Origin of the sequence: Stenotrophomonas sp. 1278, from assembly GCF_029892765.1 — a bacterium.
GTDB lineage: Bacteria > Pseudomonadota > Gammaproteobacteria > Xanthomonadales > Xanthomonadaceae > Stenotrophomonas > Stenotrophomonas indicatrix.
The window spans coordinates 1-26,315 of record NZ_JARXWD010000020.1 but is presented as its reverse complement, the minus strand read 5'-3'; the positions used below and the strand labels follow the sequence as shown (position 1 = coordinate 26,315).

General features: G+C 63.6%; 23 protein-coding genes. 8 read left to right on the top strand and 15 right to left on the bottom strand.

Annotated features, from left to right (window positions below):
- Positions 1–2 precede the first annotated feature (2 nt).
- Genes M2299_RS15750 through M2299_RS15735 form a run of 4 tightly spaced genes read left to right on the top strand, consistent with a single transcriptional unit; the run spans position 3 to position 3,418 of the window.
- On the top strand, positions 3–734 hold the full coding sequence (locus M2299_RS15750; protein ID WP_280884642.1) for an SDR family oxidoreductase: 732 nt from the start codon (positions 3–5) through the stop codon (positions 732–734).
- A 1-nt stretch (position 735) separates the two neighbouring features.
- On the top strand, positions 736–1,680 hold the full coding sequence (locus M2299_RS15745) for an NAD-dependent epimerase/dehydratase family protein (RefSeq protein ID WP_280884641.1): 945 nt from the start codon (positions 736–738) through the stop codon (positions 1,678–1,680).
- A gap of 29 nt (positions 1,681–1,709) precedes the next feature.
- Positions 1,710–3,017 (top strand): NAD(P)/FAD-dependent oxidoreductase, encoded by a 1,308-nt coding sequence (locus M2299_RS15740; protein WP_280884640.1) that lies wholly within the window; start codon positions 1,710–1,712, stop codon positions 3,015–3,017.
- A complete protein-coding gene (locus tag M2299_RS15735; protein WP_280884639.1) occupies positions 3,014–3,418 on the top strand; it encodes a GtrA family protein in 405 nt (134 codons plus the stop codon). The genes M2299_RS15740 and M2299_RS15735 overlap by 4 nt, the downstream gene beginning before the upstream one ends.
- A 98-nt stretch (positions 3,419–3,516) precedes the next feature.
- On the opposite strand, the gene M2299_RS15730 is transcribed toward M2299_RS15735, so the two are convergent.
- Complete coding sequence (locus tag M2299_RS15730; protein WP_280884638.1) at positions 3,517–5,688, bottom strand: hypothetical protein; 2,172 nt, start codon at positions 5,686–5,688, stop codon at positions 3,517–3,519.
- A gap of 505 nt (positions 5,689–6,193) precedes the next feature.
- Between M2299_RS15730 and M2299_RS15725 the strand changes: the two genes are divergently transcribed.
- A complete protein-coding gene (locus tag M2299_RS15725; protein WP_280884637.1) occupies positions 6,194–7,405 on the top strand; it encodes a hypothetical protein in 1,212 nt (403 codons plus the stop codon).
- 47 nt (positions 7,406–7,452) lie between these two features.
- On the opposite strand, the gene M2299_RS15720 is transcribed toward M2299_RS15725, so the two are convergent.
- The 12 genes from M2299_RS15720 to M2299_RS15665 all read right to left on the bottom strand — a co-directional run bounded on the left by M2299_RS15720 (position 7,453) and on the right by M2299_RS15665 (position 20,170).
- Positions 7,453–8,304 carry a class I SAM-dependent methyltransferase gene (locus M2299_RS15720; RefSeq protein WP_280884636.1) on the bottom strand — a complete coding sequence of 284 codons (852 nt, stop codon included), beginning with the start codon at positions 8,302–8,304 and terminating at the stop codon, positions 7,453–7,455.
- Positions 8,305–8,327: 23 nt separating this feature from the next.
- Positions 8,328–10,019 carry a rhamnan synthesis F family protein gene (locus tag M2299_RS15715; RefSeq protein WP_280884635.1) on the bottom strand — a complete coding sequence of 564 codons (1,692 nt, stop codon included), beginning with the start codon at positions 10,017–10,019 and terminating at the stop codon, positions 8,328–8,330.
- Complete coding sequence (locus tag M2299_RS15710) at positions 10,016–11,326, bottom strand: glycoside hydrolase family 99-like domain-containing protein (protein ID WP_105164922.1); 1,311 nt, start codon at positions 11,324–11,326, stop codon at positions 10,016–10,018. The genes M2299_RS15715 and M2299_RS15710 overlap by 4 nt, the downstream gene beginning before the upstream one ends.
- A gap of 144 nt (positions 11,327–11,470) precedes the next feature.
- On the bottom strand, positions 11,471–12,493 hold the full coding sequence (locus M2299_RS15705) for a class I SAM-dependent methyltransferase (RefSeq protein WP_280884634.1): 1,023 nt from the start codon (positions 12,491–12,493) through the stop codon (positions 11,471–11,473).
- 34 nt (positions 12,494–12,527) lie between these two features.
- Complete coding sequence (locus M2299_RS15700; RefSeq protein WP_280884633.1) at positions 12,528–13,115, bottom strand: CatB-related O-acetyltransferase; 588 nt, start codon at positions 13,113–13,115, stop codon at positions 12,528–12,530.
- Positions 13,112–14,506, bottom strand: coding sequence for an ABC transporter ATP-binding protein (locus tag M2299_RS15695; RefSeq protein WP_280884632.1), 1,395 nt, complete (start codon positions 14,504–14,506; stop codon positions 13,112–13,114). The genes M2299_RS15700 and M2299_RS15695 overlap by 4 nt, the downstream gene beginning before the upstream one ends.
- Positions 14,496–15,284 (bottom strand): ABC transporter permease, encoded by a 789-nt coding sequence (locus M2299_RS15690; RefSeq protein ID WP_280884671.1) that lies wholly within the window; start codon positions 15,282–15,284, stop codon positions 14,496–14,498. Before M2299_RS15690 ends, M2299_RS15695 begins: the two co-directional genes overlap by 11 nt.
- A 47-nt stretch (positions 15,285–15,331) precedes the next feature.
- Positions 15,332–16,516, bottom strand: a complete 1,185-nt coding sequence (locus tag M2299_RS15685) for a cystathionine gamma-synthase (protein WP_280884631.1) — start codon at positions 16,514–16,516, stop codon at positions 15,332–15,334.
- Positions 16,517–16,639: 123 nt separating this feature from the next.
- Positions 16,640–18,010: a pyridoxal-phosphate dependent enzyme gene (locus M2299_RS15680; RefSeq protein WP_025878454.1), complete on the bottom strand. Its 1,371-nt coding sequence runs from the start codon at positions 18,008–18,010 to the stop codon at positions 16,640–16,642.
- Between the two features lie 353 nt (positions 18,011–18,363).
- Positions 18,364–18,600: a YdcH family protein gene (locus tag M2299_RS15675; RefSeq protein ID WP_025878453.1), complete on the bottom strand. Its 237-nt coding sequence runs from the start codon at positions 18,598–18,600 to the stop codon at positions 18,364–18,366.
- Between the two features lie 323 nt (positions 18,601–18,923).
- Complete coding sequence (locus M2299_RS15670; protein WP_280884630.1) at positions 18,924–19,808, bottom strand: hypothetical protein; 885 nt, start codon at positions 19,806–19,808, stop codon at positions 18,924–18,926.
- Entirely contained in the window at positions 19,805–20,170 is a 366-nt protein-coding gene (locus M2299_RS15665; RefSeq protein WP_025878451.1) for a DUF4398 domain-containing protein, read from the bottom strand. Before M2299_RS15665 ends, M2299_RS15670 begins: the two co-directional genes overlap by 4 nt.
- Positions 20,171–20,291: 121 nt before the next feature.
- On the opposite strand from M2299_RS15665, the gene M2299_RS15660 reads away from it, so the two are divergent.
- The 3 genes from M2299_RS15660 to M2299_RS15650 all read left to right on the top strand — a co-directional run bounded on the left by M2299_RS15660 (position 20,292) and on the right by M2299_RS15650 (position 24,313).
- Positions 20,292–21,419, top strand: a complete 1,128-nt coding sequence (locus M2299_RS15660) for a PilT/PilU family type 4a pilus ATPase (protein ID WP_025878450.1) — start codon at positions 20,292–20,294, stop codon at positions 21,417–21,419.
- A 130-nt stretch (positions 21,420–21,549) separates the two neighbouring features.
- Positions 21,550–22,833, top strand: a complete 1,284-nt coding sequence (locus M2299_RS15655; protein WP_059065909.1) for a putative DNA modification/repair radical SAM protein — start codon at positions 21,550–21,552, stop codon at positions 22,831–22,833.
- Complete coding sequence (locus M2299_RS15650) at positions 22,814–24,313, top strand: UdgX family uracil-DNA binding protein (RefSeq protein ID WP_280884629.1); 1,500 nt, start codon at positions 22,814–22,816, stop codon at positions 24,311–24,313. Before M2299_RS15655 ends, M2299_RS15650 begins: the two co-directional genes overlap by 20 nt.
- Before the next feature lie 33 nt (positions 24,314–24,346).
- Here the strand turns inward: M2299_RS15650 and maiA are convergent, their stop codons facing one another.
- Entirely contained in the window at positions 24,347–25,015 is a 669-nt protein-coding gene (maiA, locus tag M2299_RS15645; RefSeq protein ID WP_280884628.1) for a maleylacetoacetate isomerase, read from the bottom strand.
- A 14-nt stretch (positions 25,016–25,029) separates the two neighbouring features.
- Positions 25,030–26,019 (bottom strand): fumarylacetoacetate hydrolase family protein, encoded by a 990-nt coding sequence (locus tag M2299_RS15640; RefSeq protein WP_025878446.1) that lies wholly within the window; start codon positions 26,017–26,019, stop codon positions 25,030–25,032.
- Positions 26,020–26,315 lie beyond the last annotated feature (296 nt).

Here is a 26,315-nt window from a genome sequence, read left to right as displayed (position 1 = left end):
GCATGCAGAAGATCCTGATCATCGGTGCCACCTCGGCCATCGCCGAGGCCGTCGCCCGCCTGTATGCCGCCCGCGCGGCTGCAATCTATCTGGTCGGTCGCAATGCCGGCCGATTGGACACCATCGCCGCCGATCTGCGGGTGCGCGGTGCGCAGCGCGCCGAGTATGGCGTGCTCGACGTCAACGATGTGACCGCCCACGGCACGCTGCTCGATGCGGCCTGGAACACGCTGGGCGGTATCGACACCGTGCTCATCGCGCACGGCACCCTGCCCGACCAGGCCGCCTGTGACGCCTCGGTCGAGCTGTCGCTGCGCGAGTTCGCCACCAACGGCACGTCCACCATCGCACTGTCAGCGGCGCTTGCGCAGCGCCTGCAGCCTGGCGCCACCCTGGCGGTCATCTCCTCAGTTGCAGGCGACCGCGGCCGCGCCAGCAACTATCTGTACGGGAGTGCCAAGGCGGCCGTCACCGCCTACCTGAGCGGCCTCGGCCAGCGCCTGCGCCCGGCCGGCATCAATGTGCTGAATATCAAGCCCGGCTTTGTCGATACGCCCATGACCGCCGCGTTCAAGAAAGGCGCCCTGTGGGCCACCCCAGACAAGGTCGCCGCCGGCATCCTCAGGGCCATCGGCAAGCGCAAGGCGGTGGCCTACCTGCCCGGTTTCTGGTGGGCAATCATGATGATCATCAAGAACATTCCCGAATTCGTCTTCCGCAGGATCAAGCTCTGACATGACCGACAAGCACGCCAAGATTGTCATCACCGGTGCCGCCGGCCTGGTCGGCCAGAATCTGATCGTCGAGCTGAAGCAGCAGGGCTACACCCAGCTGGTGGCCATCGACAAGCACGCACACAACCTGCACATCCTGCAGGACCTGCATCCGGACGTGCGCATACTGCACGCTGACCTGGCCGAGCAGGGCACTTGGGCGGCCGAGTTCAACGGCGCCGCCTGCGTGGTGCAGTTGCATGCGCAGATCACCGGCAAGACCACCGACCTGTTCGTGCGCAACAACATCACTGCCACCAGCCACGTGCTGAAGGCCACCCAGGACGCCGCCGTGCCCTACATGGTGCACATCAGCTCGTCGGTGGTGAACTCGGTTGCAAAGGACGATTACACCAACACCAAGCGCGAGCAGGAAGAAATGGTGGTCGCCAGCGGCCAGCGCCATTGCGTGCTGCGTCCGACGCTGATGTTCGGCTGGTTTGATCCCAAACACTTGGGCTGGCTGTCGCGCTTCATGGCGCGCACGCCGGTGTTCCCGATTCCGGGCGATGGCAGATTCATGCGCCAGCCGCTGTACGAACGCGATTTCTGCCGCTGCATCGCCAAATGCATCGAAACCGAGCCGGACGGCCAGGTATTCGATATCGTGGGCGATACCCGCGTGGACTACGTCGACATCATCCGCACCATCAAGCGCGTCAAGAAGCTGCGGACGTTGATCGTGCACATTCCAATTGGCTTTTTCGCCTTCCTGCTGAAGACCTATTCGATCTTCAGCAACAAGCCGCCCTTTACCGCCGACCAGCTCAAGGCACTCAGTGCCGGCGATGATTTCAAGGGCATCGATACCCAGGTTGTGTTCGGGGTTCGGCAGACGCCGTTCGAAGACGCCATCCGCGAAAGCTACACCGACCCGCGCTACAGCCATATCGTGCTGCAGCGCTGACCCAACAGAACAGACGGAAGATCATTCGAATGAGCAATTTCGCCATCATCGGCAGTGGCCCCATGGGCCTCATGGCAGCCATGGAGCTGCTGAAGCAGGGTCACCAGGTCGACGTCTACGAACGTGACGATCGTATCGGCGGCATGTCGGCGGACTTCGATTTCGATGGCCTGCGCATCGAGCGCTACTACCACTTCATCTGCAAGACCGACTACCCGCTGTTCAAGCTGCTCGATGAGATGCAACTGTCCGATCGCCTGCACTGGACGGATACCAAGATGGGTTACTACTACGAAGGCAAGCTGCACAAGTGGGGAACGCCCTTCGCGCTGCTGGGCTTCCCACATCTGGGCCTGATCGACAAGGTCCGCTATGCCCTGCACGTCATGCACACCAAGGGCATTCAGGACTGGACAGCACTGGACAAGGAGAACGCGCGCGACTGGATCACCCGCTGGATCGGGCGCAAGGCCTACAAGGTGATGTGGGAAAAGGCGTTCGCGCTGAAATTCTTCGAGTACCAGAACAAGCTGTCGGCATCGTGGATCGGCACCCGTATCAAGCGCGTAGCGCTGTCGCGGCGCAACCTGTTCAACGAAAGCATGGGCTACCTGGAAGGCGGCTCGGCTGTGCTGCTGGAAAAAATGGCTGCCGACGTGAAGCGTCGGGGCGGCCGCATACTGGTGTCGAAACCGATCGAGGAAGTGACGTCGGTGGAAGGCAAGGTCACCGGCATCCGCACGCCGGATGGCCACCACGCCTATGATGCGGTGGTCTCCACCGCACCCATCCAGTACGTGCCGAAGATGGTACCGGGTCTGCCCAAGGCTTTCGCCGAACAGGTCGCTGCCATCGAGAACATCCCAGTGGCCTGCGTGATCCTGAAGCTGTCGCAGCCGGTCAGCGAAAACTTCTGGATGAATATCAGTGATGACCGCATCACCATCCCGGGCCTGATCGAGTACAGCAATCTCAATCCGGGCAAGGGACCGGGCGAGCACATCGTGTACGCGCCGTACTATATGCCCAAGACCCACCCGAAATGGCAGTGGAGCAACCAGCAGCTGATCGACGAAGTGATCAGCTACCTGCCGATGATCAACCCGGCATTCAAGCCGGAGTGGATACGCGCAACCCATTGCCATCGCTATGAGTTCGCGCAGACCATCTGCCCGCCCGGGTTCCAGGACATGCTGCCGGCGATGAAGACGCCGCTGCAGGGCTTCTTCATGGCAGACACCGCCTACTATTACCCGGAGGACCGCTCGATCAACGAGAGCATCGCCGTCGGTCAAACGTTGGCCAAGGTTGCCGCCCAGGGAGCCGCTACCCGGTGAAGGCCCCGGTCCTGTCACGCCAGTTCGTCTTGTTCCTGGTAGCAGGCGGACTGGCCGCCGCGGTCAACTTCTGCTCGCGCATTGCGTTCAGCCACTGGCTGCACTATGTGCCCGCCATCGTGATCGCGTATTGCTTGGGAATGATTACCGCGTTTACGCTGAACAAACTGTTCGTCTTCAATGAGGCCAGCAACCGCCTGCACCACCAGGTACTGTGGTTCATCGTGATCAACCTGGCGGCGGTAGCGCAGACGGTGGTGATCAGCCTGCTGCTGGCCCGCTGGCTGCTACCTGCACTGGGCATCGATTTTCACAACGAAACCATCGCCCACGCCGTTGGCGTCGCAGTGCCCGTGATTACCAGTTATATCGGACACAAACGCTTTTCCTTCCGCACGTGAGAGCGGCCCTCTACTTCCGATAGCATCCTCGATTGACGGCGGCCACCGTTGCCGCCGTCAGCCCAGGAGCAAGGAAACGAGTCTCGGTACCGCTGCGATCACCCCTGATCGCGGCGGTGCACGCTGAGTACCTTCGTCGTGCAGAGCAGTGTCCTGCCGTCCTTGTCCTGGATCACGTGTATCTGCGCTTCGTTCGGCATCCTGCTTGTATCGATGATCGCCTCATAGCCAGCAAATCCGAGCCCTGCCTGACTGAAACCAGCGGCAACATCGGTTCGCGGCACGCGAATGGCCTCGATCCGGTAGGACGTCTGGTCAGCACCGGTCAACAGCAACGCGGCCGTATCATTCGCCACACCCGTGGCCGTATCGATGGCTGCCCATCCGGTGATCGTGGCCATCCCTGCTGGAAGCGCCACACTGGAAGCGCTCACCTGCCGGCGATTCACCTCGTCGATATTGCATTCCCCTCCCTGCTCGTAGGAAGAAGGCTGCTGGGCGACCTGCCATGCCGGCGTCAGCAATGAATCCGCCTCGGGTGCGGCTGGAATGTCCAGCTGGGAAAAGCCCACGCGATAACCGGCGCGCCACAACATGCTGGTACCTCGATCACCACTGACCTTCAACGACTTCACTCGTCGCCCCTTCAGCAACGCCTGCCAATTGCTTGACCGCAGTGCAATGAAATCCTTCGCGCTTCCAACCGTCGGTGAAAGCAAGAAGCCGGACTGGGTCATGCCGGAGACCAGCCGATAGTCCGCCGTATCACCGTTCTCAAACGTTACCCGCAGTGACAGCTTGGGCGCCTTGAAGAGCGTGGAGACCAGTCTCCCCACCAGAGTGGGACGAATATCCATCGTGACCCACACCGGCTTCTCCCAACCGGGGACCTCGATATCCTGACCAAGGGTGGCCTGCCGCTCAATTGGACGGGCAGGCCTCAGCGTCGGCGTGGGGCGCTCAGGACGTTCAAGTACCGCATAACCAGCGTCCAAAGCCGTGGGATTGAAGCTGCCAAGCAAGGAAAGCCAGCTGGCGCCATCATCGAGTGCCGGGTATCGGTGATCAATCGGATCGACCGTGAAGTACACGCGATGTGGCGGACGCGTGGCCAGATGCTGCGCATTGGCCTGGATCAGCCCGGGGGTGTAGGCCGAGTAGCTCTGCAGGATGGGACGCGGCTTCCATTGCGCACCCGCGCCAAGCAGCGCCCCCAGATCCACCGGATAGACGTCAGCATCACCGGTGTAACCGGCAAAGGGGGGGCGCTTGCCAATCGCAGCGGTAATGCCCGCATAGCGTTCCGGCAACACATCGGGGGCCATCAGCCGCTGCGAGATACCGTGAACCGGCATGCGCACCATTTCGGCGAATCGCGCCGTTGAGCCAGCCCATGTCACCGGCGTATAGGTCCGGGTAACCCCGCCCCAACCGATCAAGGCAATAAGCAACGCCCCGACGCCCCAGCGCACATCCAGCGTGAGGCAGAGCAGCAGCCCCACGTAGGCCAGTGCGACGGCCGCCACGAACGCATGCTCGTCGTGGCGGACGAAACCGGATTTGAAGGACACAAACAGGTACGCAGCCAGCATCAGGGGCATGTACCAATAGCGACGCAGGGATGTGCGCAGCGAAATGCACAGCAGCACCAGAGCAACGGCCGCGAATACGAAGATGTCGCGTAGATTGCCGACAACCGACATGGCATCCGTGTAGCCCGAGACGATGGGCGCCTGCGCAAGGAAATAGCCCGGCAGATCGAGCAGCCGTTGCCCCGTGAGTGCCCAGACGCCGATGATCGCAACCAGCTCAACCACCACGACCATGACGGCCGTACGCCGGCAACTGCGCCAGCAAAGCAGCACACTGACGATCGTCGCCATGGCCAACAGCAGCCCAAAATTGCCTTTTACCAGAGGCAGAATCGCGGCAGCGGCCGCCAACAGACACAGGGCCAGCGTGAAGGGCCTGCCACGCTCCAGGCCTCGCTGGACAACGAATGGCAGCAGGACCGGAACGAACAGGTACACCGCATCGCGCCCCCAGGCCAGACTGATCACGATGGGCAGAACAAGCAGCAGGGCACGCCTGCGCGGAGCCGCGGCAGCATAGAGTCCGGCGAACAATGCCGCCGCGATCAACAGCGAGCCGGCCAACATCATCCAATCCGTCGCCGGGTGGTAGACCCGGGTATAGATCGATGCCAGCGGCCCAAAGGTGAAGACTATGTCCTTTCCGAATCGGAGATGCTCAGCCGTGGCGATATTCATCGCCTCGTTCCAGGAGCCATCCAAGCCTGGGAACGGCATGTACGGTGCGAACGGGGTGAGCATCAGAAGCGTGAGAAGGCACGCGGCCGCCGACGCAAGGTGCTGCCAGACTGCCGTTGTCTCTCCGCTGTACCGCGCTTTTCTGCTTTGCTGCATGGTCTTCCTGCCAGGTTGCGCTTGGATCCCAGGCACGACGAACAGGCCAAAAATCGCGCTATGCGCCAACCATTGACACAATCGACCCACCGTAGGCAATCAGCGTTTTCGTGACCGGGTGCGACCCCTATGTGCCGAAACGCTGCCTCTCGTCGACCGGGGATACACCGGATTGCCCCCTATGCCGCTTGATTCATTGTAAACGACCGTTTACGACGCGTGCTGGCTATAATCGCCCATTGCTAGAATCTCCTCAAAGCCCTCGCGTGTCCGCCTGATGCCCCTACCGACAAGCCTGTCACTGGAGCGGTCGTCGCGCTCGCTCCGAGAGCAGATTTCCTTCTTCCTGGTGATCCTGTTCGCCCTTGCGTACAAGTGCAACGATGCGCTCAGCACCCCCCAGTTCTGGGCCGAAGACGCCACGGTGTTCTTCAGCGATCAGTTCGGCCATGCGTGGCCTCAGCTGTTCTCGCCTTATGCGGGCTACCTGCATACCCTGCCGCGGTTGGTCGCCTGGGCCGCCTCCTGGCTGAGCCCCGGCAAGGCGCCGCTGATCTACAACGCAGCCGCCATCGTCCTTTGCGCCCTTGCCATCGCCCTTACCTGCCGTAGATTGCGCAACTATCTGCCTCCATGGATCGTCGCCCTGTCGTTCCTGGCCGTCCCGACCAGCGGCGAAATCTTCGGCACCATCACAAATGCGCAATGGTTCCTGCAGTTCACCATGGCGGCTTACTGCCTTGCGCCCGCGCAGGAGAAGTCATCGACACGCGCCTCGTGGCTGCGCGCAGTGGGCATTCTGCTGATCTCGCTGACTGGCGTGTTCTCTACCCTGCTGCTGATCGTCGTCGCCGGGATCGCAGCAGCCGGCTGGCTGGCCAAACGCCTGTCCATGGCCCCTTTCGGCGGGACTTTGTCCCGCTTCATTGCCAGCCGCGATGCATATGCCGTGGGGCCCCTCGTGGTCGGCGCTCTGGTTCAAGTCTGCGTGCTGGTGACCCATCCACCGGGCGAGCACGAGGTGGTGCAACCACTGCTGCCAGCGTTCAAGTCCACCTTCACCCAAATCGTTCCCATCCACACATTCGGCAGCGACTTCCTGACCGGGACGACCTGGCTGTTGCTTTATGCCGGGGTCCTTGCCGCCTTGCTGTGGTCACGCAAGGTCGACGGACACGCGCGCTTGGTGGTGCTGGGCTTTCTTGCCTTGGCCGCCGTCGAGTGCTTTGCACCCATGCTGCGGATAGCCGACCTCACGCCCATGTACTCCCTGGGCGCAGCTGACCGCTATTTCTACCTGATGAAGGTAGTCGCCTGGTGGGCGTTGTGGCTGGCCCTGAACAACGGCACCAAGCGCAGCCGCCTCGATGCCACGCTGACAACCACGGCACTCATCATGCTTGTGGCCGTCACCAACACCCAGTACCTGCGACGCCCATCGCTCGTCGATCTCAATTGGCGGGGTCATTCCTCAGTACTTGACCAGCCCGGTACGCATACGATTCCGGTCAACCCGGGCTGGAGCATCACGGTCAACGTCAGCGCGCCGACGCCCCCATAGGCGCGCCTGAAAAGAGCTCACGCCGTAACAGGCCGATGCTCAAGGCCTCAGCTTCCAACCATCGTCCTTAGCCTGCGTGCCACGCGGTGGGCGAACGTGGCCGATTTGCGCACAGTGAACACGCCCTGCGGAAGCTCCAGGGTGGCTTCGACGAATGCGATGGACTGTGCAAGGCGCCCTATCTCACGTTCGACGAAGGCCGGCGGCATGGCAGCCCAGCCATAATTGGAGGCTTCCAGCACTTCAGCATTACCCGCCACAGCGGCGTAGACGTGCTCGCCTGCGGCATATCGGCGACGTGCTTCCGCCGGGTCCGCGAACATGCGGGCATAGTCCTCTTCGTACTGGTTGCGATCATTGAGCTTGTACGAGCAAGCCTCGCAAAGTTCCAGAAAACTGTCTGTCGTAGTGGTCATGACCAGCGTGCCACCAGGTTTCAGGACACGCATTAGCTCTGCCAGCCAGAACTTCGCCGAAGGCTCGGAAAGGTGCGAGAAGACCGAAAACGCATAGATGACGTCGAAGTAGCCGTCGTCGTACTCGAGCTTGGCATTGGGCTGGATGACGCTCAGATTGCCCGGAACACCGGTGGACCTCGCCACGTCCAGAATGTCCTTGTCCACATCGACGCCGTGCAGGTTGCCTGCATCGACATCGTTGAGGAAGAAGCGAATGATGCGCCCCCAGCCTACGCCGAAGTCCAGAACCGTAGAATCGCGACGGAGAGCATAGCTCCCCGCTTTCACCTGCCGGTAAAAATGGAACGCCTCCGCAAGCGCCGCCTCATTGGACTTTCCAACAAAGACTTCCTGCTGGTATGCCGTTGGAAACCCAGGCAGCCCCAGCGAGGGATCGCTGATGGAACCGACAATTCGTTCATACCACGATTGATCATCCATCCTGCAATCCCATAGTTTGAAAGTCATGAAGGTAGAACTGAAATTCCTTGAGTCGCGTAGTCTTCGTGGCAAAGCGGCGTGCCGGGCAACCGGGTCGTGGCAGCAAAATATCCCGCCTGCTCGATCCACAGCACGAAGAGCCGCTCGATCACATGGGCAAGCGTGGCATCGAACTGCCCCGCCTCCGGATCGAACTCGCTCAACCCGATGCTGCGGTCACGCAACGCCTGCAATGCAGCCGGTCGGACCCAGAACATGGTACCGGCAAAGAAGCCGAGTCGGATGCGTGCGTCCTCGACTCCCGTCTCGGCAGCAAGGCGACGCAGGCGCTCTTCGTTGCCGCCCCAGAAGCGAGCATTGCAGACGTAGGCATGCTCGGGTCCGACGATGCCGCATCCCGGCTCCTGCTTGAACGCCTGCAGGATCTTCAGCACGGTATGGGAGGATCCCAGCAATGACTTCATCAGTTCATCGCGCCATTGACCACCAGCGCCATGATAGACACTCTTCTTGGAGTGGATTTTGCATACCGCGTCGTACCGCTCCAGCAGCCCGGTGTTGAGCAGGCTGACGAACGGCCCCACGTCGCGGCCGATGTTGGGATGAACGAAGACGAATGCGCGCACATGGCGCTCTTCAAAGAAGCGCACCGCCAGCCGACGATCGGCAAGTGATTTCACTGACACGAACACGTCGTGGTCGGCAATCAGATTGCGCATGTAGCCGTGGATCGATTCGATCAGATCCATATGGTAAAGGTGCAGCACGATGGCGAATCGCGCTTTCAACTTGTCGGCGGGGATGGCCCCCACACCGTAGCGCTGCAGCTCTTCCTGCGTCGGCCCAGTTGACTGGGTCGCAATCAAAGGCATCACATTGCTGCGCGTCTGGCGCATTCGCGACACTTCTTTTTCGACCTTTGCCAGCATCGTTGGATCGGCGATCAGGTTGGACAGGCCGACGTCGTTCACGCCATTGGGATCATCGCGAAGCACTTCGGTCTTGATAACGCCGAACTGCCGGTACAGGTCGTCCCACAGGTAGTGAACGGGGTTGGCCTGCTGTAGTTCAAACTTGCCGGGAGCGGCGGCCAGGCCATCGCGCTCCCGCTTGCGCTTCACGCGCTCGGCCAGTTTGCGTAGACCGGCAGCATCGGGTTCGAATGCCGAGGCAATTCGCACCCCATGATGCAGCAGCCACTGTGTCAGCCCGATCTCATAGGAAAGAATGATCTCCCACTTGTCATCGAGCACGCGCACATCGCTCCAGAACTGATGAAAGTACTGGCTGAAGAAAACGTCCTTGCGGAATACCATGAAATACGATTGCAGGTGTCGGCTGACCTGCTGCGACTCGGTCATGGACCACGCACCGCATTCCACGCCCTGCATCTTCGCGAAGGCACGATCCATGCCCTCGGGATCGATCATCAGCACACTGTCATTTGCGATGATCAACTCGTCGTAGGCATACAATGCCTCTACCGCCAGCACACCGGTCCGGAACGAGTAGAAATCGTATCCAACGTTCTCGCGGACGATGACCGTGATGCGCTCGTCCAGGCCCACGGCCTGGTCTGCGTCGAGACGTGTCGACACCAGCACTACACGCTCTGCGTGCCGCAGCAGGTTTTCGAGCAACCGGCGCGTGAAGTCAGTCAACCGGCCTTCGGCGTCGAAGTGGGCAACAACTGCAACGCGACGGATGGAACTCATGCGTGCCACGCGTGATAGGCGCGCACCGCGAAGGAACGCAGGCGGGGGAAAGGCCGCAGGCACCGGCCGATGAAGGCCCGCAGGCCCGGCTTCGGAACCGAGGAAATTCCCTGTGGATTGGTACGGCGCACCTCGGCAGAGAGCAGAACCACATCGTTGACCAGGCGTTCGCGATCGTCCAGGAGCGCCTTCATGCGCTCGCCACCGAGTGCGCGCAGCAGCGCCTCGTCCTTCATCAGTGCCTCGTCACTGCCCACGCCGTTCAGCGCCGCATGGGTCGCTTCCAGGTAGGCCAGCCCGTGCTTGAGGTCCGGCTCCAGGTGGCAGCCCTCGCCCCATTCGTTCCAGGCATTGATGAACAGGATCTGGTCTTCCGGCGCGTTGTTGACGCGGGTGTACTCGACCAGACGATGCAGCCAGTACTGATAGATCGACGGAGAGGCGTCAACCAGCGTGTGCGAGGTGTGCTGGCGCCGCGCCGTATTGTCCCAAGCCGGCACGATGCCTCGATACCAGCGGAAGTCGGGCTTGGGCCGGCTGATCGACTGGGCGACCACCTTGCGGTAGTCAACAAGACCACCACGGAACTCCGGGTTGGTGATGTCGATCGGCCGCGTCAGCCGGTTCTCTGCACCGATGAACGTATGCGGCGGGAACTCGGCCGCTGCGTCATAGCCCCAATCCCGCGGATCGACGATGCCATAGAACTGCACTGCCACCAGATGGATCTCGCCCACGCCGTTTTCGCGGGCCACCTCGCGCCAGCGCGCGACCGTTTCCTTCGCATCCGGGAACAGGTCAGCGCGGTAGACCAGCAGCATGGGCTTGCCATCCACCTTGATCGCGCGGCGATCCTTCAGCAGCGGCAGGATATCCTCCATGAACCGCCGATCCTCATCGGCGCCATGCTTCTGCTCGAGCAGTACGTCCTTCTCGAGGCCATCCCAGGTGCGGGTCCAGTTCTCATTGGCCCAGCACACGCAGAACGGGAACTCGATGTCACTCTTGAGATAGTTGTCCAGCGGCAGCTCGAGGATGCGCCGACCATCGAACCAGTAGTAGTAGAAGCAGAACCCATGGATCCCATACAGCGAGGCCAGCTCAGCCTGCGCCCGCATGTTGTCGATCAGCCGCAGGTCATAGAAGCCCAGCTCGCGCGGGATATGGGGCTGGTAGTGGCCGACGAAGTTCGGCTTTCCCTTGGCAACATTGGTCCACTCGGTGAAGCCAGGTCCCCACCACTCCGAGTTTTCCGCGACGGGATGGTATTGCGGCAGATAGAAGCAGATCGGCTTGACGGTAGACATGTTCATCCCTAGAAAACGGTTCAACCCAATCTGCTGATGGGTCTGGAAAAAATTCATTGCCGGAGCGCTTGCCCTCTACTTCCCCTGACAGCCCAAGCACCCTGCATTTGCAACGTAACATCCTGGCCGTTGGCAGGATGTCGATCAGCGGCGCCACCACGGTTGCAGCAGCCTGTCCAACGACCGTGCCTGCGAATCCAGTCGTGGGCCCAGTGCAGCCTGCACGTCCTCAACCGTCCTGGCACGCTCCTCGGCAACGATCCGGCTCAGGTCCTCTGCCGTCACCGCACTCTGCTCGGCCCGCTCCCGCACCTGCTGTAGCTGCTGCTCAGCCTGTCGCACCTGCTCCCGGCCGTCGCGCACTTCCTGTTCCAGCTGCAGGCAACGCTGCTGCAACTCGTGCCCCAGCGTTCCGAGGCGATTGACCTCGTTGCGTGCATCCACCAGGCCGGCATTGACCCGCTCCACTTCTTCGGCGCGCTTGATATTGCTGCCCAGCGTATCGAAAAGGCGATTGATGGGAGAAAACGCGCCCGTGGCGGCGCGGGCCGCCAGGTCGGCTAACGCAGGAACACGCTGCTTGCCGACCAGCAGCACACCCAGGCCATGGGTATGGGTGAACTCGAACGCCGGGTACTGCTGGCGGATCTCGCTCCAGTACTGCCAGACACCGAAACCGCGCTCGCGGACACAGGTGTCGTGGAAGATCACCACCGCCCGGTCGGAGAGCTTGGGCAACCAGGTTTCAAAGTCCTCACGAACTGCATCGTAGGTGTGCAGGCCATCGATATGCAGCAGATCGATCGAGCCCTCTGCGAAGTAAGGAAGGGCTTCGTTGAACCGCATCCGCAGCATTTCCGAAATGCCGGCATAGTTGCGCTGCTGGTACTCGCGCAGTTCGTTGTAGATCTCGTCGCCATAGTAGCCAGCGTGCTCATCGCCCTCCCAGGTATCGACAGCAAACACCCGCGAGGTCAGCCCCTGCTCCTGCACCGCCTGGCAGAGCGCGAGGAACGAGGAGCCACGATGAGTGCCAAGTTCGACGATCGACTGTGGCTGCAGCTGCTCGACCAGCCATGAGGCAAAGGGAATGTGACCCAGCCACGCGCTCAGCGAAAGCTCGCGTGGGGAGATCAGCATGCTGTTCGACAGCGGAAAATCATTCATGGGACAGCCGGGTTCTTTGAAATGGTTGAAGGAATCAGGATGCACTGGCGGCGGCAATGAACGCTTCAACATCACTACTGCAGAGCAGTGACTCGAAGGACCGTATACGGTCGATCGGCCAGTTCCACCAGGCAAGCGCCTGCAAACGGGCGATCGTCTTCTCGTCATGACGCTTGCGCACCACCATCGCCGGATTGCCAGCGACAACCGCGTACGCAGGCACATCACGCGAAACCACGGCGCCTGCGCCAATGCATGCACCATCGCCCACGGTGACGCCGGAAACGATCATCGCGCCATGCCCGATCCAGACATCGTTGCCGATGCGGGTCGGGCCCTTGGTATGCGGGTGGCCGTCGTGGCCCGCGCCAGGGGAATTCAACGCGATGCGCAACGGATAGGTGGTCACCCAATCCAGGCGGTGCTCGCCCCCGCCAAAGATCACTACATCATCAGCGATCGAACAGAACGCACCGATCTCGATGCGCTCACCTTCCGACCACACCTTCAGCTGCGGAGAACCGTAGGTGTATCGACCGACGCTGATTCGAGGGTCATCACTGGTCAATGGGGGGATGAAACCATGGGCCTCGGTTACTGTCGGCGTGTGCGGGGCGGTCACGGCTCTTCTCCCATCCGCTGCGGCTCCCCGGTACGGACCATGGTCACTTCCTCGAACGGGATACCGACCAGACCATAGCGGAGCGTGGGCGACGCCACCCGGATCAACACAGCATCGTGCAGCCAGGCATGCTGCGTGTTGGTGTACGGGTCGCCTTCGGCGATCGAGACAGTCATCGAGTACTCGCCGTTGGGCAGCAGTGGCAGGGTGAACCGGAACGACGCCTCCAACCCGGCCCCCCCCTCCACTTCCATCGGCGGTTGGATGTAGGTGTAGGTATGTTCGCCGAACAGCGATTGCCCCAGGCGATCCTTGACGAAGAACCCGATCAGCGGGCTGGTCAGCGGGTCGTGTGCGGTCGCGCGGATCTTCAGCACCACATGCTCGCCACCGACGAAGGTAGTGAAAGGTTCACCGTCTTCGTTGCACAGGGTGACCGAATCGATGCTCGCCACGCCGGACTGCCAGCCGGCCGAATTGGCGACGTTGTCGAACAACTCGACCTTCAGGTCCTTCTCGATGCGTGCGGGCGCCGGCGTGCCGGGAGGTGCATCCGCGGCTCGGGCAGCGGCCTGGCGCGACTGCAGCTTGACGGTGTCGCCATACACTTCCTGTGAGCAGTATTCGATGTAGGCGTTGCAGGTGTCCTGCGCGGTGCCATGCATGCGCATGTCACCGCGATCCAGCCAGACGGCACTCTGGCAGAAGTTCAGCACCGAAGAGGTGTCGTGGCTGACGAACAGCAGCGTGCCGTTTTCGCGGAACTTGCGCAGGTAGCGCATGCATTTCTGCACGAAGATCGCGTCACCGACCGCCAGCGCCTCATCGATCACCAGGATATCGGCATCGACGTGAGCGATCACCGCGAATGCAAGGCGCACGTACATGCCGCTGGAATAGGTCTTGACCGGCTGTTCGAGGAAGTCACCGATATCGGCAAATGCCACGATATCGTCATACTTGCGATCGATCTCCTCGCGCGAAAGGCCGAGGATCGAGGCGCTCATGTAGACATTCTCGCGCCCGGTGAATTCCGGATTGAAGCCGGCACCGAGCTCCAGCAGCGCGGCCACCCGGCCCCGCACGGTCACTTCACCGTGGGTTGGCTGCAGGGTGCCGCAGATGATCTGCAGCAGCGTCGACTTGCCCGAGCCGTTGCGGCCGACGATACCCACCGTGTCACCACGGCGCACCTCGAAATCGACGCCCTTCAATGCCCAGAATTCGCGGTAGTACATGCCGCCGGGGCGTCCCAGCAGCCGCGACAGCCGCGGCAGGACAGCCTGCTTGAGGCGGTCCTGCGGCTGCGCGTACACCTGGAAGCACTTGGTGACACCGGACACCCGGATCGCAAGATCGTCCGGTTCGTGCGTGGATCCATTAGATGACATCGGCGAACCCCCGGCGCATTTTGTGGAAGCAGACATAGCCAAGCCATGCGACGACAGCAGCGAAGACGGCGTACTTGCCCAAGCCGATGAAATCGGGCGCCTTGCCCCAGATCAGCACTTCCCGCGACTGTTCGATGATGAACGTCAGCGGATTCAAGTAGATCCACTTGCGCATGTTTTCCGGCAGTGCGTTCACCGGATAGAACACCGGCGCCAGGAACAGCAGCACAGTGGTGAAGATGCCGGTCATCTGGCCGATGTCGCGCACGAACACGCCCAGCGCCGACAACAGCCAGGCCAGGCCCATCGTAAACAGCACCAGCGGAAACACCACCAACGGGAAATACAGTGCGGTCAAGGGCAGGACGCCACGGATCAGCAACTGCGCAAGCAGCAGCACCACCAGGGTCACAAGCGCATGGAACAACGCCGCCCCCATCGCCACCCAGGGCAGCGTATCGAGGGGGAACACCACGCGTTTGACGTAGCTGGCATTGCCCACAATCAGGCTGGGGGCGCGGTTGACGCACTCGGCAAAGATGCCGTGCACGAGGATGCCGACGAACAGGATGATCGCGAAATCACCCTTGTGTGCCACATCGCCACCCCATCGGGCATTGAAGACCACCGAGAACACGAAGGTGTACACGGCGAGCATCAGCAACGGGTTGAAGAACGACCACGCCAAGCCCATCAACGAGCCACGGTAGCGGCTGATGACCTCGCGCTTGGCCAGCTGGTAGATCAAGACGCGGTTGCCGAGAAAACTGCGCACCATCGCCAGCGGCGAAACCGAGGTCTTGGCGGACGACACGGTTATCGGATTCACGCAGCAGTACTCGCCAGCGCCCGCTCCAGATCCACCTGCAGATCCCCCAGGTCCTCAACACCCACGCTCAGCCTTACCAGTGCATCACTGATGCCCAGCTGCTCGCGGCGTGCCACCGGGATCGACGCATGGGTCATCACCGCCGGGTGGTTCACCAGGCTTTCCACCCCGCCCAGCGACTCGGCCAGGGTGAACAGTTCGGTCTTCTCGCAGAAGCGCTTGGCCGCGTCGAAACCACCCTTCAGCACGATCGAGACGATGCCGCCGTAGCCGGCCATCTGCTTGCCCGCCAGCTCATGCTGCGGGTGCGAGGCCAGGCCCGGGTAGATCACCTTCTCCACCGCCGGGTGCTTTTCCAGCCACTGTGCAAGCGCCATCGCGTTGGCGCAGTGCGCCTTCATGCGCAGCGGCAGGGTCTTCAGGCCACGCAATGCGAGGAAGCTGTCGAACGGGCCCTGCACGCCACCGATGGAGTTCTGCAGGAAGGCCATCTGCTCGGCCAGTTCGGCGTTGTCGCCGACCACGACCATGCCACCGACCATGTCCGAATGGCCGTTGAGGTACTTGGTGGCCGAATGCAGCACCAGGTCCGCGCCCAGCTCCAGCGGACGCTGCAGCATCGGCGAGGCGAAGGTGTTGTCGACCACTACGATCAGGCCATGGCGCTTGGCGATGGCGGCGACCGCGGCGATGTCCACGATCTTCAGCATCGGATTGGTCGGGGTTTCAATCCACACCATCTTGGTCTTCGGCGTGATCGCCGCTTCGAAGGCGGCCAGATCGGTCAGGTCGACGAAGCTGAAGTCCAGCGCGGCGGTGCGGCGACGCACGCGCTCGAACAGCCGGAAGCTGCCGCCATAGATGTCGTCCATCGCCACCACGTGGCTGCCGGCATCCAGCAGCTCGATCACGGTGGAGCTGGCAGCCATGCCCGAGGCGAAGGCGAAGCCGCGGGTGCCGCCTTCCAGCGAGGCCACGCAACGCTCGTAGGCGAAGCGGGTCGGGTTGTGGGTACGCGAATACTCGAAGCCCTGGTGCTCGCCCGGGCTGGACTGCGCGTAGGTCGAGGTGGCGTAGATCGGCGGCATCACCGCGCCGGTGCTCGGGTCGGGCGACTGGCCGCCATGGATGGCCAGGGTGGCCAGCGCCAGCGCGCGGTCCGGGGAAGAAGCGTTGGACATGTCGTTTCCTGATTGGCGCCGATGACCGGCGCCGTCGAAGGAGCGGGAGTCTATCAGCGCGGCCTTAACGAGCTTTGACGCGGATAAACCGGGGTTCAGCAGCGATCTGCGGCGATAAACGCCTTACTGAACGCGCCGACGCAGGTAATTCAGCAGGTCGATGCGGGTGATCAGGCCGAGGAAGGTGTCACCATCCATCACGATCGCCACCTGGCCGCGGTCGAACACCGGCAGCAGCGCCTCGATCGGCGATTTCACATCCAGCCGGTCCAGCTTGCTGACCATCGCGGTGGCCACCGGGTCACGGAAGCGTGCTTCGTCGCCGTAGACGTGCAGCAGCACGTCGCTTTCGTCGACGATGCCGACCAGCTGGTCACCGTCCAGCACCGGCAGCTGCGACACGTCATACAGCTTCATGCGCTGATAGGCGGTGGTCAGCAGGTCGTTCGGGCCGATCACGACGGTGTCGCGCTGGCCGTACGGGCGCAGGATCAGGTCGCGCAGGTCACCGTGCTGCGGGCGCTCAAGGAAGCCGTTGTCCAGCATCCAGTAGTCGTTGTACATCTTCGACAGGTACTTGTTGCCGGTGTCGCAGACCAGCACCAGCACCTTCTTCGGCGTGGTCTGCTCCTTGCAGTACTTCAGCGCCGCCGCCAGCAGGGTGCCGGTCGAGGAGCCACCGAGGATGCCCTCCTTGCCCAGCAGCTCACGCGCGGTATGGAAGCTCTCCGCATCGGTGATGGCGTAGGCCTTCTTCACACGGCTGAAATCGGAGATCGAGGGCAGGAAATCCTCGCCGATGCCTTCCACCAGCCAGCTGCCCGACTTGTCGTTGAGCACACCGTCGTTGATGTACTCGGCCAGGATGGAGCCGACCGGGTCGGCCAGCACCAGCTCGGTCTTCGGCGACAGCGTGGCGAAGGCGCGCGAGAGGCCGGTCATGGTGCCGGAGCTGCCGCAGCCGAACACGATGGCATCCAGATCGCCATCCATCTGCTCGAGGATCTCCGGGCCGGTGCCGAATTCATGCGCGGCCGGGTTGTCCGGGTTGCCGAACTGGTTGACGAAGTAGGCGCCCGGGGTCTGCTCGGCGATGGTCTTGGCCAGGTCCTGGTAGTACTCCGGGTGGCCCTTGGCCACGTCCGAGCGGGTCAGGCGCACTTCGGCACCCATCGCCTTCAGGTTGAAGATCTTTTCCCGGCTCATCTTGTCCGGGACCACCAGGATCAGCTTGTAGCCCTTCTGCTGGGCCACCAGCGCCAGGCCCAGGCCGGTATTGCCGGCGGTGCCTTCCACCAGGGTGGCGCCGGGCTTGAGGTCGCCGCGCTTCTCTGCCGCTTCGATCATCGACAGGCCGATGCGATCCTTGATCGATCCGCCCGGATTGGCGCTTTCGAGCTTCAGGTAGAGCTCGCAGACGCCAGCATCCAGGCGCTGGGCCTTGACGATAGGGGTCTGGCCGATGAGTTCGAGGACGGAAGAATGGATGGGCATTCGGGGGACTTCGGTTCGCGCCACACAGGGCCGGACCGGTGATTATCCGATGGATGGCGACGAAAGTCAGGAGCCGTTTCTGTAGCGCCGGGCCATGCCCGGCGGGAGGCGTGCTGACCCACGGTCGGCACCCACCAGCTCGGCTGGCGGCCCAAGGGGATGCGGACGGCCCCGGATCGACGAGGAGACCGGTACCGCCCGCATCGGGGGACGTACCTGCGGGGCCAAGGCACCACCGCGTGTGGTGCCTTGGCGCGACGCCTGCGTTCAGCGGCGCCGCGTTGCCAGGTCAGGAGAGCCTGGCAGGGCCATCGATGGCCGGGTCATGCCATTCCGGGCACGACAGGGGTGCGTCAATGCGTGGGGGACGAGGTTGCGAGCGGTGTTTCGTACATTCGCAGAAGGCGTTGCTTGGCCAGCAGCTTCTCGCGCTTCATTCGACCCAGGGTGACATCATCGATCGGGAGTACACCCAACTCCGCATCCATGCACTTCTTGTTCAACTTGCGGTGCTGGTCATGGAGTGCCCGGAACTCCGGATCGCGCGCGCGACGGGCGTCGATCTCGCTCTGGGGCTGATCTTCAAACATGATGGACCTCCTTCGACAGATACACGAACGCCCCGGCCGCAAGGCACGGGGCGTTGTTCATGGAGGAGTGCCGGTCGATGCCCACATGGGTGCCCACAACGACGTGCGGCACTGGCCTGCGCACTTCGATCTGCTGCGGTTCGCGCCCTGCTTGCATCGGCCCGGCCCTCCCATCGTCCGGTCCGCGTTATTGCGTCCCGGACAATTGACCCTACGCTTGCTCTGGACGGGGTTCAAGCCCCTGCGGCAAAAAGACCGAACCCCGCCGAGGCGGGGTTCAGGCTGAATACTCAACACAACGAAAAACAAACAATATCAATCAATTACGGCGCGATGACGACCTCGGCCGAGCGGGCCCGGGTGGAGGCGGCCTTCTTCCCAGCAACCTGGATCCGGCTGCTGGCGACACCGGCCGACACCAGCGCGTCGCGCAGTGCCTCGGCGCGCTTCTGGCCGACGCCATTGGCGCTGTCATAGGCTTCGATGCGGATCCTGCCCTTCTTGCCGATGTTCACGTACTCGGCCAGGGCCTTGGCCTGGTTGCGGGCGCCACCGGACAGGCTCGAGGCCCCGGCCGCAAACGCTTCACCGGCAAAGGTGAAGACCTCGCCGCGGCCATCGAACTTCGAGCCCGGCAGTTTCTGCCCGGACACCAGCTCGGCTTCCTCACGGGCCAGCTTGGCCGCGTTCTGCTGGGCCGAGCTGAGGCGCTGCTGCTGCTTGCCGGCCACGCTGGTCAGGGCGTTCTCGGCATCCTGGCGGGCCAGGGTCTCGGCCTCGGCCGCCTGGCGCAGGCGTTCGGCCTCTTCTGCCTGCATCTGCGCCTGCATGCGCAGCTGTTCGGCCTCCTGGCGGGCGCGGGCGGCATCGCGGCGGCTGGCCTCGATCAGCAGGTCGCCGCGGGTGCGCTCCAGGCGGTCGACCTCGCGCGCGGCCAGCGCAGCCCGCACGGCGGTCTCGGCGATCTCGACCCGGCGCTCGGCCAGGTAGGTGGCCAGCTCCTGGTCACGGCGCTTGGCCTTTTCCAGGGTGGCAATGGCCTGCTGCGCCTGCATGCGCTCGAAGGCGCCCAGTTCGGCGGTGTCCGGATTGGCCTGGATCGCCATCAGGCGCTGGCTCAGCTGGCCCACCATCGGGTTGTCAGCGGCCAATGCCAGCGTCGGCAGGGCCAGCAGCGTAGCCAGGGTCAGCGCGGAAATCGTCTTCATCGGCGGTCCTCCCCGGTCGACAACTGGCGCTGCAGCTGGTTGACCTCGTTGCGGCGCAGCTGCAGCTGTGCGGTCGCCGTGGCTTCCTCGCTGCGGGCACGGGCCAGATCGGCGTCAACGGTGGCACGCAGGGCCAGGGCCGGTGCGTTCTTGCGCTCGCGGCGGTCGCCAGCGGCACGCTGGGCCTGCTCCAGCCCCTGGCGGGCCAACCCGATCAGGTCCGGGGCGTACTGGTCGGCGTCGGCCTGGGTGGCCTTGTCCACCGCCTGCCGGGCCTGGGCCAGTTCCAACGCGCCATCCTGCGCCCAGGCGGGAGCAGAGAGTGCGAATGCAAACGCCATCACATACAGGCTGTGGCGCATTCGTGCGAAGCTAAGTCGTTTCATTGGGGAGGCCGTACCGGTTGTCGGTTCGCGGCCATTGTCGTCAAGCCGGTACCGTGCTTGCAACGGGCACCGGCAGTTTCGTTGGGGAAAATTCGCAATGGATATCGGCTACTTCCTGAAGCTGATGACCGAAAAGAACGCTTCGGACATGTTCTTGACCACCGGCGCGCCGGTGTACATCAAGATCGAGGGCAAGCTGTATCCGCTCGGCAATACCGGCCTGCCGCCGGGAATGGTGAAGAAGATCGCCTACTCGCTGATGGACGAGGGCCAGGTGCCGCAGTTCGAGCGCGAGCTGGAACTCAACATGGCCATCGCCCTGGCCGATGCCGGGCGTTTCCGCGTCAACGTGTTCAAGCAGCGCGGTGAAGTGGGCATGGTCATCCGCGCCATCCGCAGCCGGATTCCGAGCATCGAAGAGCTCAACCTGCCGCAGGTGCTGAAGGACGTCATCATGACCCCGCGTGGGCTGGTGCTGGTGGTGGGGTCCACCGGCTCGGGCAAGTCCACCTCGCTGGCGTCGATGATCGACCATCGCAACAGCACCACCACCGGTCACATCCTCACCATCGAGGACCCGATCGAGTACCTGCACAAGCACAAGATGTCCATCGTCAACCAGCGCGAGGTCGGGCTCGATACCCATGCCTTCCACAATGCGCTGAAGAACGCGATGCGCGAAGCGCCGGACGTGATCCTGATCGGCGAGATCCTGGATGCCGAAACGATGGAGGCGGCGATCGCCTTCGCCGAAACCGGGCACCTGTGCCTGGCCACCCTGCACTCCAACAACGCCGACCAGACCATCGAGCGCATCCTCAACTTCTTCCCGGAAAGCGCGCACAAGAACGTGCTGATGAACCTGGCGCTGAACCTGCGTGCGGTGATCAGCCAGCGTCTGGTGAAGAACAAGGAGGGGCGCCGCCTGCCGGCCACCGAAGTACTGATCAACACGCCGATGATCCGCGACCTGCTGCGTCGCGGCCAGGTACACGAGATCAAGGCGGCGATGGAGGCTTCGCTGGAAGAAGGCATGGAGAGCTTCGACCAGTGCCTGTTCCGGTTGGCCAAGAACGGCACCATCGATCAGGAAGAAGCCCTGCGCGCGGCCGACTCGCGCGATGGCCTGGCGCTGAAGTTCCGCCTGTCAGAAGGCGGCAGCGGCGAGCACGATCCGTATGCGGACTTCTCGGCCGGCGCGCCGAGCATTACCCACGGGTTCTGACGGCGCGCCCGGCGGGCATGGCCCGGCGCTACCGGACGCGTGGTGGCAGCGCCGGTCCATGCCCGGTGGAATCCTGAAGGGTTAAGGGGCGGTCTCATCCAATGAGACCCCTCGTGCGTAGGTTTCTTCAATGGAAACCATACGCAAGCTGGCCATCCTTGCAGATGCCGCAAAATACGATGCCTCCTGCGCCTCCAGCGGTGCGGGCAAGCGCGATTCGCGCGCCTCCGGCGGCATCGGCAGTACCGAGGGCATGGGCATCTGCCACAGCTACACGCCCGATGGCCGCTGCGTGTCGCTGCTGAAGATCCTGCTGACCAACTTCTGCGTGTACGACTGCGCCTATTGCGTGAACCGGGTGTCCAGCAACGTGCCGCGCGCGCGTTTCAGCGTGGACGAGGTGGTCACGCTCACCCTGGACTTCTACAAGCGCAATTACATCGAAGGGCTGTTTCTTTCCAGCGGCATCATCCGCAACGCGGACTACACGATGGAGCGCATGGTGGAGGTGGCTCGTCGGCTGCGCGAGGAGCACCGATACGCCGGCTACATCCACCTGAAAACGATCCCCGAGGCATCGCCAGAACTTCTGGCCGCTGCGGGTCGTTACGCCGATCGCCTGTCGATCAATGTCGAACTGCCCACCGAGGCAGGCCTGGCCACCCTCGCCCCGGAAAAGACCAGCACATCGATCCGCGGCGCGATGGGTGAACTGCGCTGGCGCATCGAAGAAGCCAAGGAGGCCCGCAAGGCGCCGGCAGTGATCGCACCGGTTTCCAGCCGCAGCACGCGCCCTCGCCCTCCCCGCTTTGCACCCGCCGGGCAGAGCACGCAGATGATCGTCGGCGCCGACGGTGCCAGCGACCAGCAGATCCTGACCAGTGCCGACAGCCTCTACGGCAACTACCGCATGCGCCGGGTGTACTACTCCGCCTTCAGCCCGATTCCCGATGCGAGCCGCCAGCTGCCGCTGCAGCCACCTCCGCTGCAGCGCGAGCACCGGCTGTACCAGGCCGACTGGCTGCTGCGCTTCTACGGCTACGGCGTGGAGGAGATCACCGACACCACCCAGGGCGGCATGCTGGATCTGGACATCGATCCGAAGATGGCCTGGGCGATCCGCCATCCCGAACGCTTCCCGGTGGACCTGAATCTTGCGCCGAAGGAGCTGCTGCTGCGGGTGCCAGGCCTGGGAGTGCGCAACGTCAAGCGCGTATTGATGGCACGCCGCCACGGCCGCCTGCGGGTGGCCGACGTTGCACGACTGAAGGCGCCGATGAGCAAACTGCTGCCGTTCGTGCAGCTGGCCGACCACCATCCGCGCAGTGCGCTGGATGATCCGGCGGCGCTGCGCGCGAAGCTGGCGCCACCACCCCGCCAGGGCTCGCTGTTCGATGCCGCGCCCGCTGCCTGAGCTGCAGCGCTGGTCGCTGCGCGTAGACCCGCCGTGGTCGCTGGATGCCTGGCGCGGTGCGGCGCGTGAGGCCTTGCTGCGCGGCGTGCTGCCGGAACAGCTGGACTGGATCACAGGTACCGAAGCGTCGCTGCTGGACGCGCCGGCGGTGCAGCAGGCGCCACCGCCCGACGGCGCCACCGTCCCGAACGTGCCGCGCGACTTCGTCGAACTGGCCGCTACCTGCCTGTGCCATCGCGATCCGCAGCGCCTGCCGCTGCTGTACCGCCTGCTGTGGCGCATCGCGCATGGCGAACGCACGGTGCTGTCCAATCCGGCCGACGCCGATGTGCTGCGGTTGATGGCGCTGGCGCAGGCGGTGCGCCGCGACACGCACAAGATGAAGGCCTTCGTACGCTTCCGGGAGGTGCCCGGCGAGACCGACGCGTTCATCGCCTGGTTCGAGCCCGATCACAACATCGTCGACCGGGTCGCGCCGTTTTTCGCCCGCCGTTTTGCCGGCATGCGCTGGGCGATCCTGACACCCGCGCGCAGTGTCCGCTGGGATGGCAGCGCGCTCTCGTTCGGTGATGGCGGCAGCCGTCGCGATGCACCCGCCGAAGACGCCCGGGAGACGCTGTGGCAGACCTATTACGCCAGCATCTTCAATCCGGCCCGGCTCAACACGCGGATGATGCAGCAGGAAATGCCCGCCCGTTACTGGAAGCATCTTCCCGAAGCGCACCTGTTGCCGGGTCTTGTGCGCGACGCAGCCGGCCGCGTGCAGGAGATGCATGATCGACCGGCACAGGCACCGCAGCGACGTATTCCCGCACGGCCGAACGATGCAACCGGTGCCGGTGCGGACAATGGCAGCCTGCAGGCGTTGCGCCAGCAGGCTGCCGTCTGTCGGCAGTGCCCGCTGTGGGAAGCGTCGACCCAGACCGTGTTCGGTGAAGGTCGTGCCGATGCACGCATCATGCTGGTGGGCGAACAGCCCGGTGATGTCGAGGACCTGAGTGGTCGCCCCTTCGCCGGGCCGGCGGGCAAGCTGCTGGACCGTGCGCTGCAGGAACTGGGCATCGAACGCAGCGCCCTGTACCTGACCAACGCGGTGAAGCACTTCCACCACGAGCGGCGAGGCAAGGTGCGCCTGCATAAGCGCCCTGAGAGCCGCCATGTGCATGCCTGCCGGCCGTGGCTGCAGGGCGAGATCGCACGGGTGAAGCCGCAGGTGATCGTCTGTCTCGGCGCCACGGCGGCCTCGTCCGTATTCGGTCGCGATTTCAACCTGACGCGCGACCGTGGCCGCTGGCTCACGCTCGAGGATGGCACCCGGGGATACGCCACCGTGCATCCTGCCTGGGTACTGCGGCAGAAGGATGATACGCGGCGCGAGGACGCCTACCGGTTGTTCCGCGATGACCTGCGGCAACTGCTGGCGACCGATTCCGCGCCCACCGGGCATGGCCCGGCGCTACCGCGCGCCGGAGACCGGTAGCGCCAGGCCATGCCCGGCGAGCACAGCGGGACGTCAGGCGGCGTCGATCTGGTTTTCGGGGCGTGCAGCGATGAAGGCATCCAGCTGCTGGCAGGCCGCTTCAATGCGGCGCAGTGTGGGGTATTCCGCCAGGTCCAGGCCGAAGCGATGGGCGTTGTACAGCTGCGGCAACAGGCAGATGTCGGCCAGGCCCGGGCGGTCACCGTGGCAGAACGTACCGGTGTCAGCGCTGTTGGCCAGCATCGTTTCCATTGCGGCAAAGCCCTCGGCCATCCAGTGCAGGGTCCACCGCGTGCGTGCATCGGCCGGCAACTGCAGATCGCGCTCGAGGTACTGCATCACCCGCAGGTTGTTGATCGGGTGGATGTCGCAGGCCACCAGCTGCGCCAGCGCCCGCACCCGTGCGCGGCCAGCGGCGTCGGCCGGCAGCAGCGGCACCTGCGGGAACCGATCTTCCAGATACTCCAGGATCGCCAGCGACTGGGTCAGCACGTGGCCGTCATGCAGCAGCGTGGGCACCAGCTGCTGCGGGTTGAGCCCGCGATAGGCGTCATGGTGCTGCTCGCCGCCCTCGCGCACCAGATGCACCGGTCGTGCTTCGAAAGCCAGGCCTTTCAAGGCCAGGCCGATGCGCACGCGGTAGGCGGCGCTGGATCGCCAGTAGGTGTACAGCACGATGCCGTCGTCGACCGGAATCTCCATCGCCGCCTCCATGCTCAGGGCTTGGCCGCCTGTTCGATGCGCTGCTCGATCGCACCGAAGATGCTGTTGCCGGCGGCATCGAGCATCTCGATGCGCACCACGTCGCCGAAGGACATGAACGGCGTGCTCGGCTTGCCGTCGCGCAGGGTTTCCACCACGCGCTGTTCGGCGAAGCACGAAGCTCCCTTGCTGGTGTCTTCGTTGGCGATGGTGCCCGAGCCGACGATGGTGCCGGCACTGAGCGGCCGCGTCTTCGCCGCGTGCGCGACCAGCTGGGCGAAGTTGAACTGCATGTCGACACCCGCTTCCGGCGCACCGAACCACGTCCCGTTGATGTGGGTCAGCAGCGGCAGGTGCACCTTGCTGTCCTGCCAGGCAGCGCCCAGTTCGTCGGGAGTGACGAACACCGGCGACAACGCCGAGCGCGGCTTGGACTGCAGGAAGCCGAAGCCCTTGGCCAGTTCGCCCGGGATCAGGTTGCGCAGCGAGACGTCGTTGACCAGGCCGATCAGCTGGATGTGGCCGGCCGCCTGTTCGGGCGTGGCCGCCATCGGCACGTCGTCGGTGATCACCACGATCTCGGCTTCCAGGTCGATGCCGTAGTCCTCGCTGACCACCTTGACCGCATCGCGCGGGCCATGGAAACCGGCGCTGGTGGCCTGGTACATCAGCGGATCACTGTAGAAGCTCTCCGGCACCTCGGCGCCGCGGGCGCGACGTACGCGCTCGACGTGCGGCAGGTAGGCGCTGCCATCAACGAATTCATAGGCGCGCGGCATCGGCGCGGCCAGGGCCTGCGGGTCCAGGTCGAACACGCCATCGGCGTCACCGGCATTGAGCGACTCATACAGCGCATTCAGACGCGGGGCCAGATGGCTCCAGTCCTCCAGAGCCAACTGCAGGGTGGCGGCGATGCCGGTGGCGCGCACGCCGTGGCGCAGGTCACGCGAGACGACGATCAGGGTGCCGTCGCGGCCGCCTTCCTTCAAGGAACCAAGCTTCATGGTGGGTGTCCGGAGTCGTGGGCAAACAAGTTTCAAGTGTAATCAAATATGCAGCGTAGCCAAGCTGCAGCGCGGCATCGCCTCACCCTAGCGCAGGAGGGGGCGGCAGGGTTGCACCCTGCACCTGCTTCAAGCCAGAGCAACGGCCGGAGCAACTGCCGGAGCAACGGCAACAGCCGGCTCTGGGTTTTCTGCGGGTTGGGCGGGGCGGTATGGGGCTGCAGGACACGCCGTAAACCCATCCATGGGGGCTCGATGGCGCCATCCATGGCGCCAACGGTCCTGCAGCCCCATAC

What these genes read in the sequence shown, in the direction of transcription:
- M2299_RS15710 (WP_105164922.1), bottom strand. Translation starts at nt 11,326, where the DNA reads ATGTCTACCGTCAAGCCGATCTGCTTCTATCTGCCGCAATACCATCCC.
- M2299_RS15720 (WP_280884636.1), bottom strand. Translation starts at nt 8,304, where the DNA reads ATGGATGATCAATCGTGGTATGAACGAATTGTCGGTTCCATCAGCGAT.
- maiA (WP_280884628.1), bottom strand. Translation starts at nt 25,015, where the DNA reads ATGGAGATTCCGGTCGACGACGGCATCGTGCTGTACACCTACTGGCGA.
- M2299_RS15695 (WP_280884632.1), bottom strand. Translation starts at nt 14,506, where the DNA reads ATGTCATCTAATGGATCCACGCACGAACCGGACGATCTTGCGATCCGG.
- M2299_RS15640 (WP_025878446.1), bottom strand. Translation starts at nt 26,019, where the DNA reads ATGAAGCTTGGTTCCTTGAAGGAAGGCGGCCGCGACGGCACCCTGATC.
- M2299_RS15680 (WP_025878454.1), bottom strand. Translation starts at nt 18,010, where the DNA reads ATGCCCATCCATTCTTCCGTCCTCGAACTCATCGGCCAGACCCCTATC.
- M2299_RS15750 (WP_280884642.1), top strand. Translation starts at nt 3, where the DNA reads ATGCAGAAGATCCTGATCATCGGTGCCACCTCGGCCATCGCCGAGGCC.
- M2299_RS15685 (WP_280884631.1), bottom strand. Translation starts at nt 16,516, where the DNA reads ATGTCCAACGCTTCTTCCCCGGACCGCGCGCTGGCGCTGGCCACCCTG.
- M2299_RS15715 (WP_280884635.1), bottom strand. Translation starts at nt 10,019, where the DNA reads ATGAGTTCCATCCGTCGCGTTGCAGTTGTTGCCCACTTCGACGCCGAA.
- M2299_RS15705 (WP_280884634.1), bottom strand. Translation starts at nt 12,493, where the DNA reads ATGAATGATTTTCCGCTGTCGAACAGCATGCTGATCTCCCCACGCGAG.
- M2299_RS15660 (WP_025878450.1), top strand. Translation starts at nt 20,292, where the DNA reads ATGGATATCGGCTACTTCCTGAAGCTGATGACCGAAAAGAACGCTTCG.
- M2299_RS15730 (WP_280884638.1), bottom strand. Translation starts at nt 5,688, where the DNA reads ATGAATATCGCCACGGCTGAGCATCTCCGATTCGGAAAGGACATAGTC.
- M2299_RS15665 (WP_025878451.1), bottom strand. Translation starts at nt 20,170, where the DNA reads ATGCGCCACAGCCTGTATGTGATGGCGTTTGCATTCGCACTCTCTGCT.
- M2299_RS15675 (WP_025878453.1), bottom strand. Translation starts at nt 18,600, where the DNA reads ATGTTTGAAGATCAGCCCCAGAGCGAGATCGACGCCCGTCGCGCGCGC.
- M2299_RS15740 (WP_280884640.1), top strand. Translation starts at nt 1,710, where the DNA reads ATGAGCAATTTCGCCATCATCGGCAGTGGCCCCATGGGCCTCATGGCA.
- M2299_RS15745 (WP_280884641.1), top strand. Translation starts at nt 736, where the DNA reads ATGACCGACAAGCACGCCAAGATTGTCATCACCGGTGCCGCCGGCCTG.
- M2299_RS15670 (WP_280884630.1), bottom strand. Translation starts at nt 19,808, where the DNA reads ATGAAGACGATTTCCGCGCTGACCCTGGCTACGCTGCTGGCCCTGCCG.
- M2299_RS15690 (WP_280884671.1), bottom strand. Translation starts at nt 15,284, where the DNA reads ATGGTGCGCAGTTTTCTCGGCAACCGCGTCTTGATCTACCAGCTGGCC.
- M2299_RS15650 (WP_280884629.1), top strand. Translation starts at nt 22,814, where the DNA reads ATGCCGCGCCCGCTGCCTGAGCTGCAGCGCTGGTCGCTGCGCGTAGAC.
- M2299_RS15655 (WP_059065909.1), top strand. Translation starts at nt 21,550, where the DNA reads ATGGAAACCATACGCAAGCTGGCCATCCTTGCAGATGCCGCAAAATAC.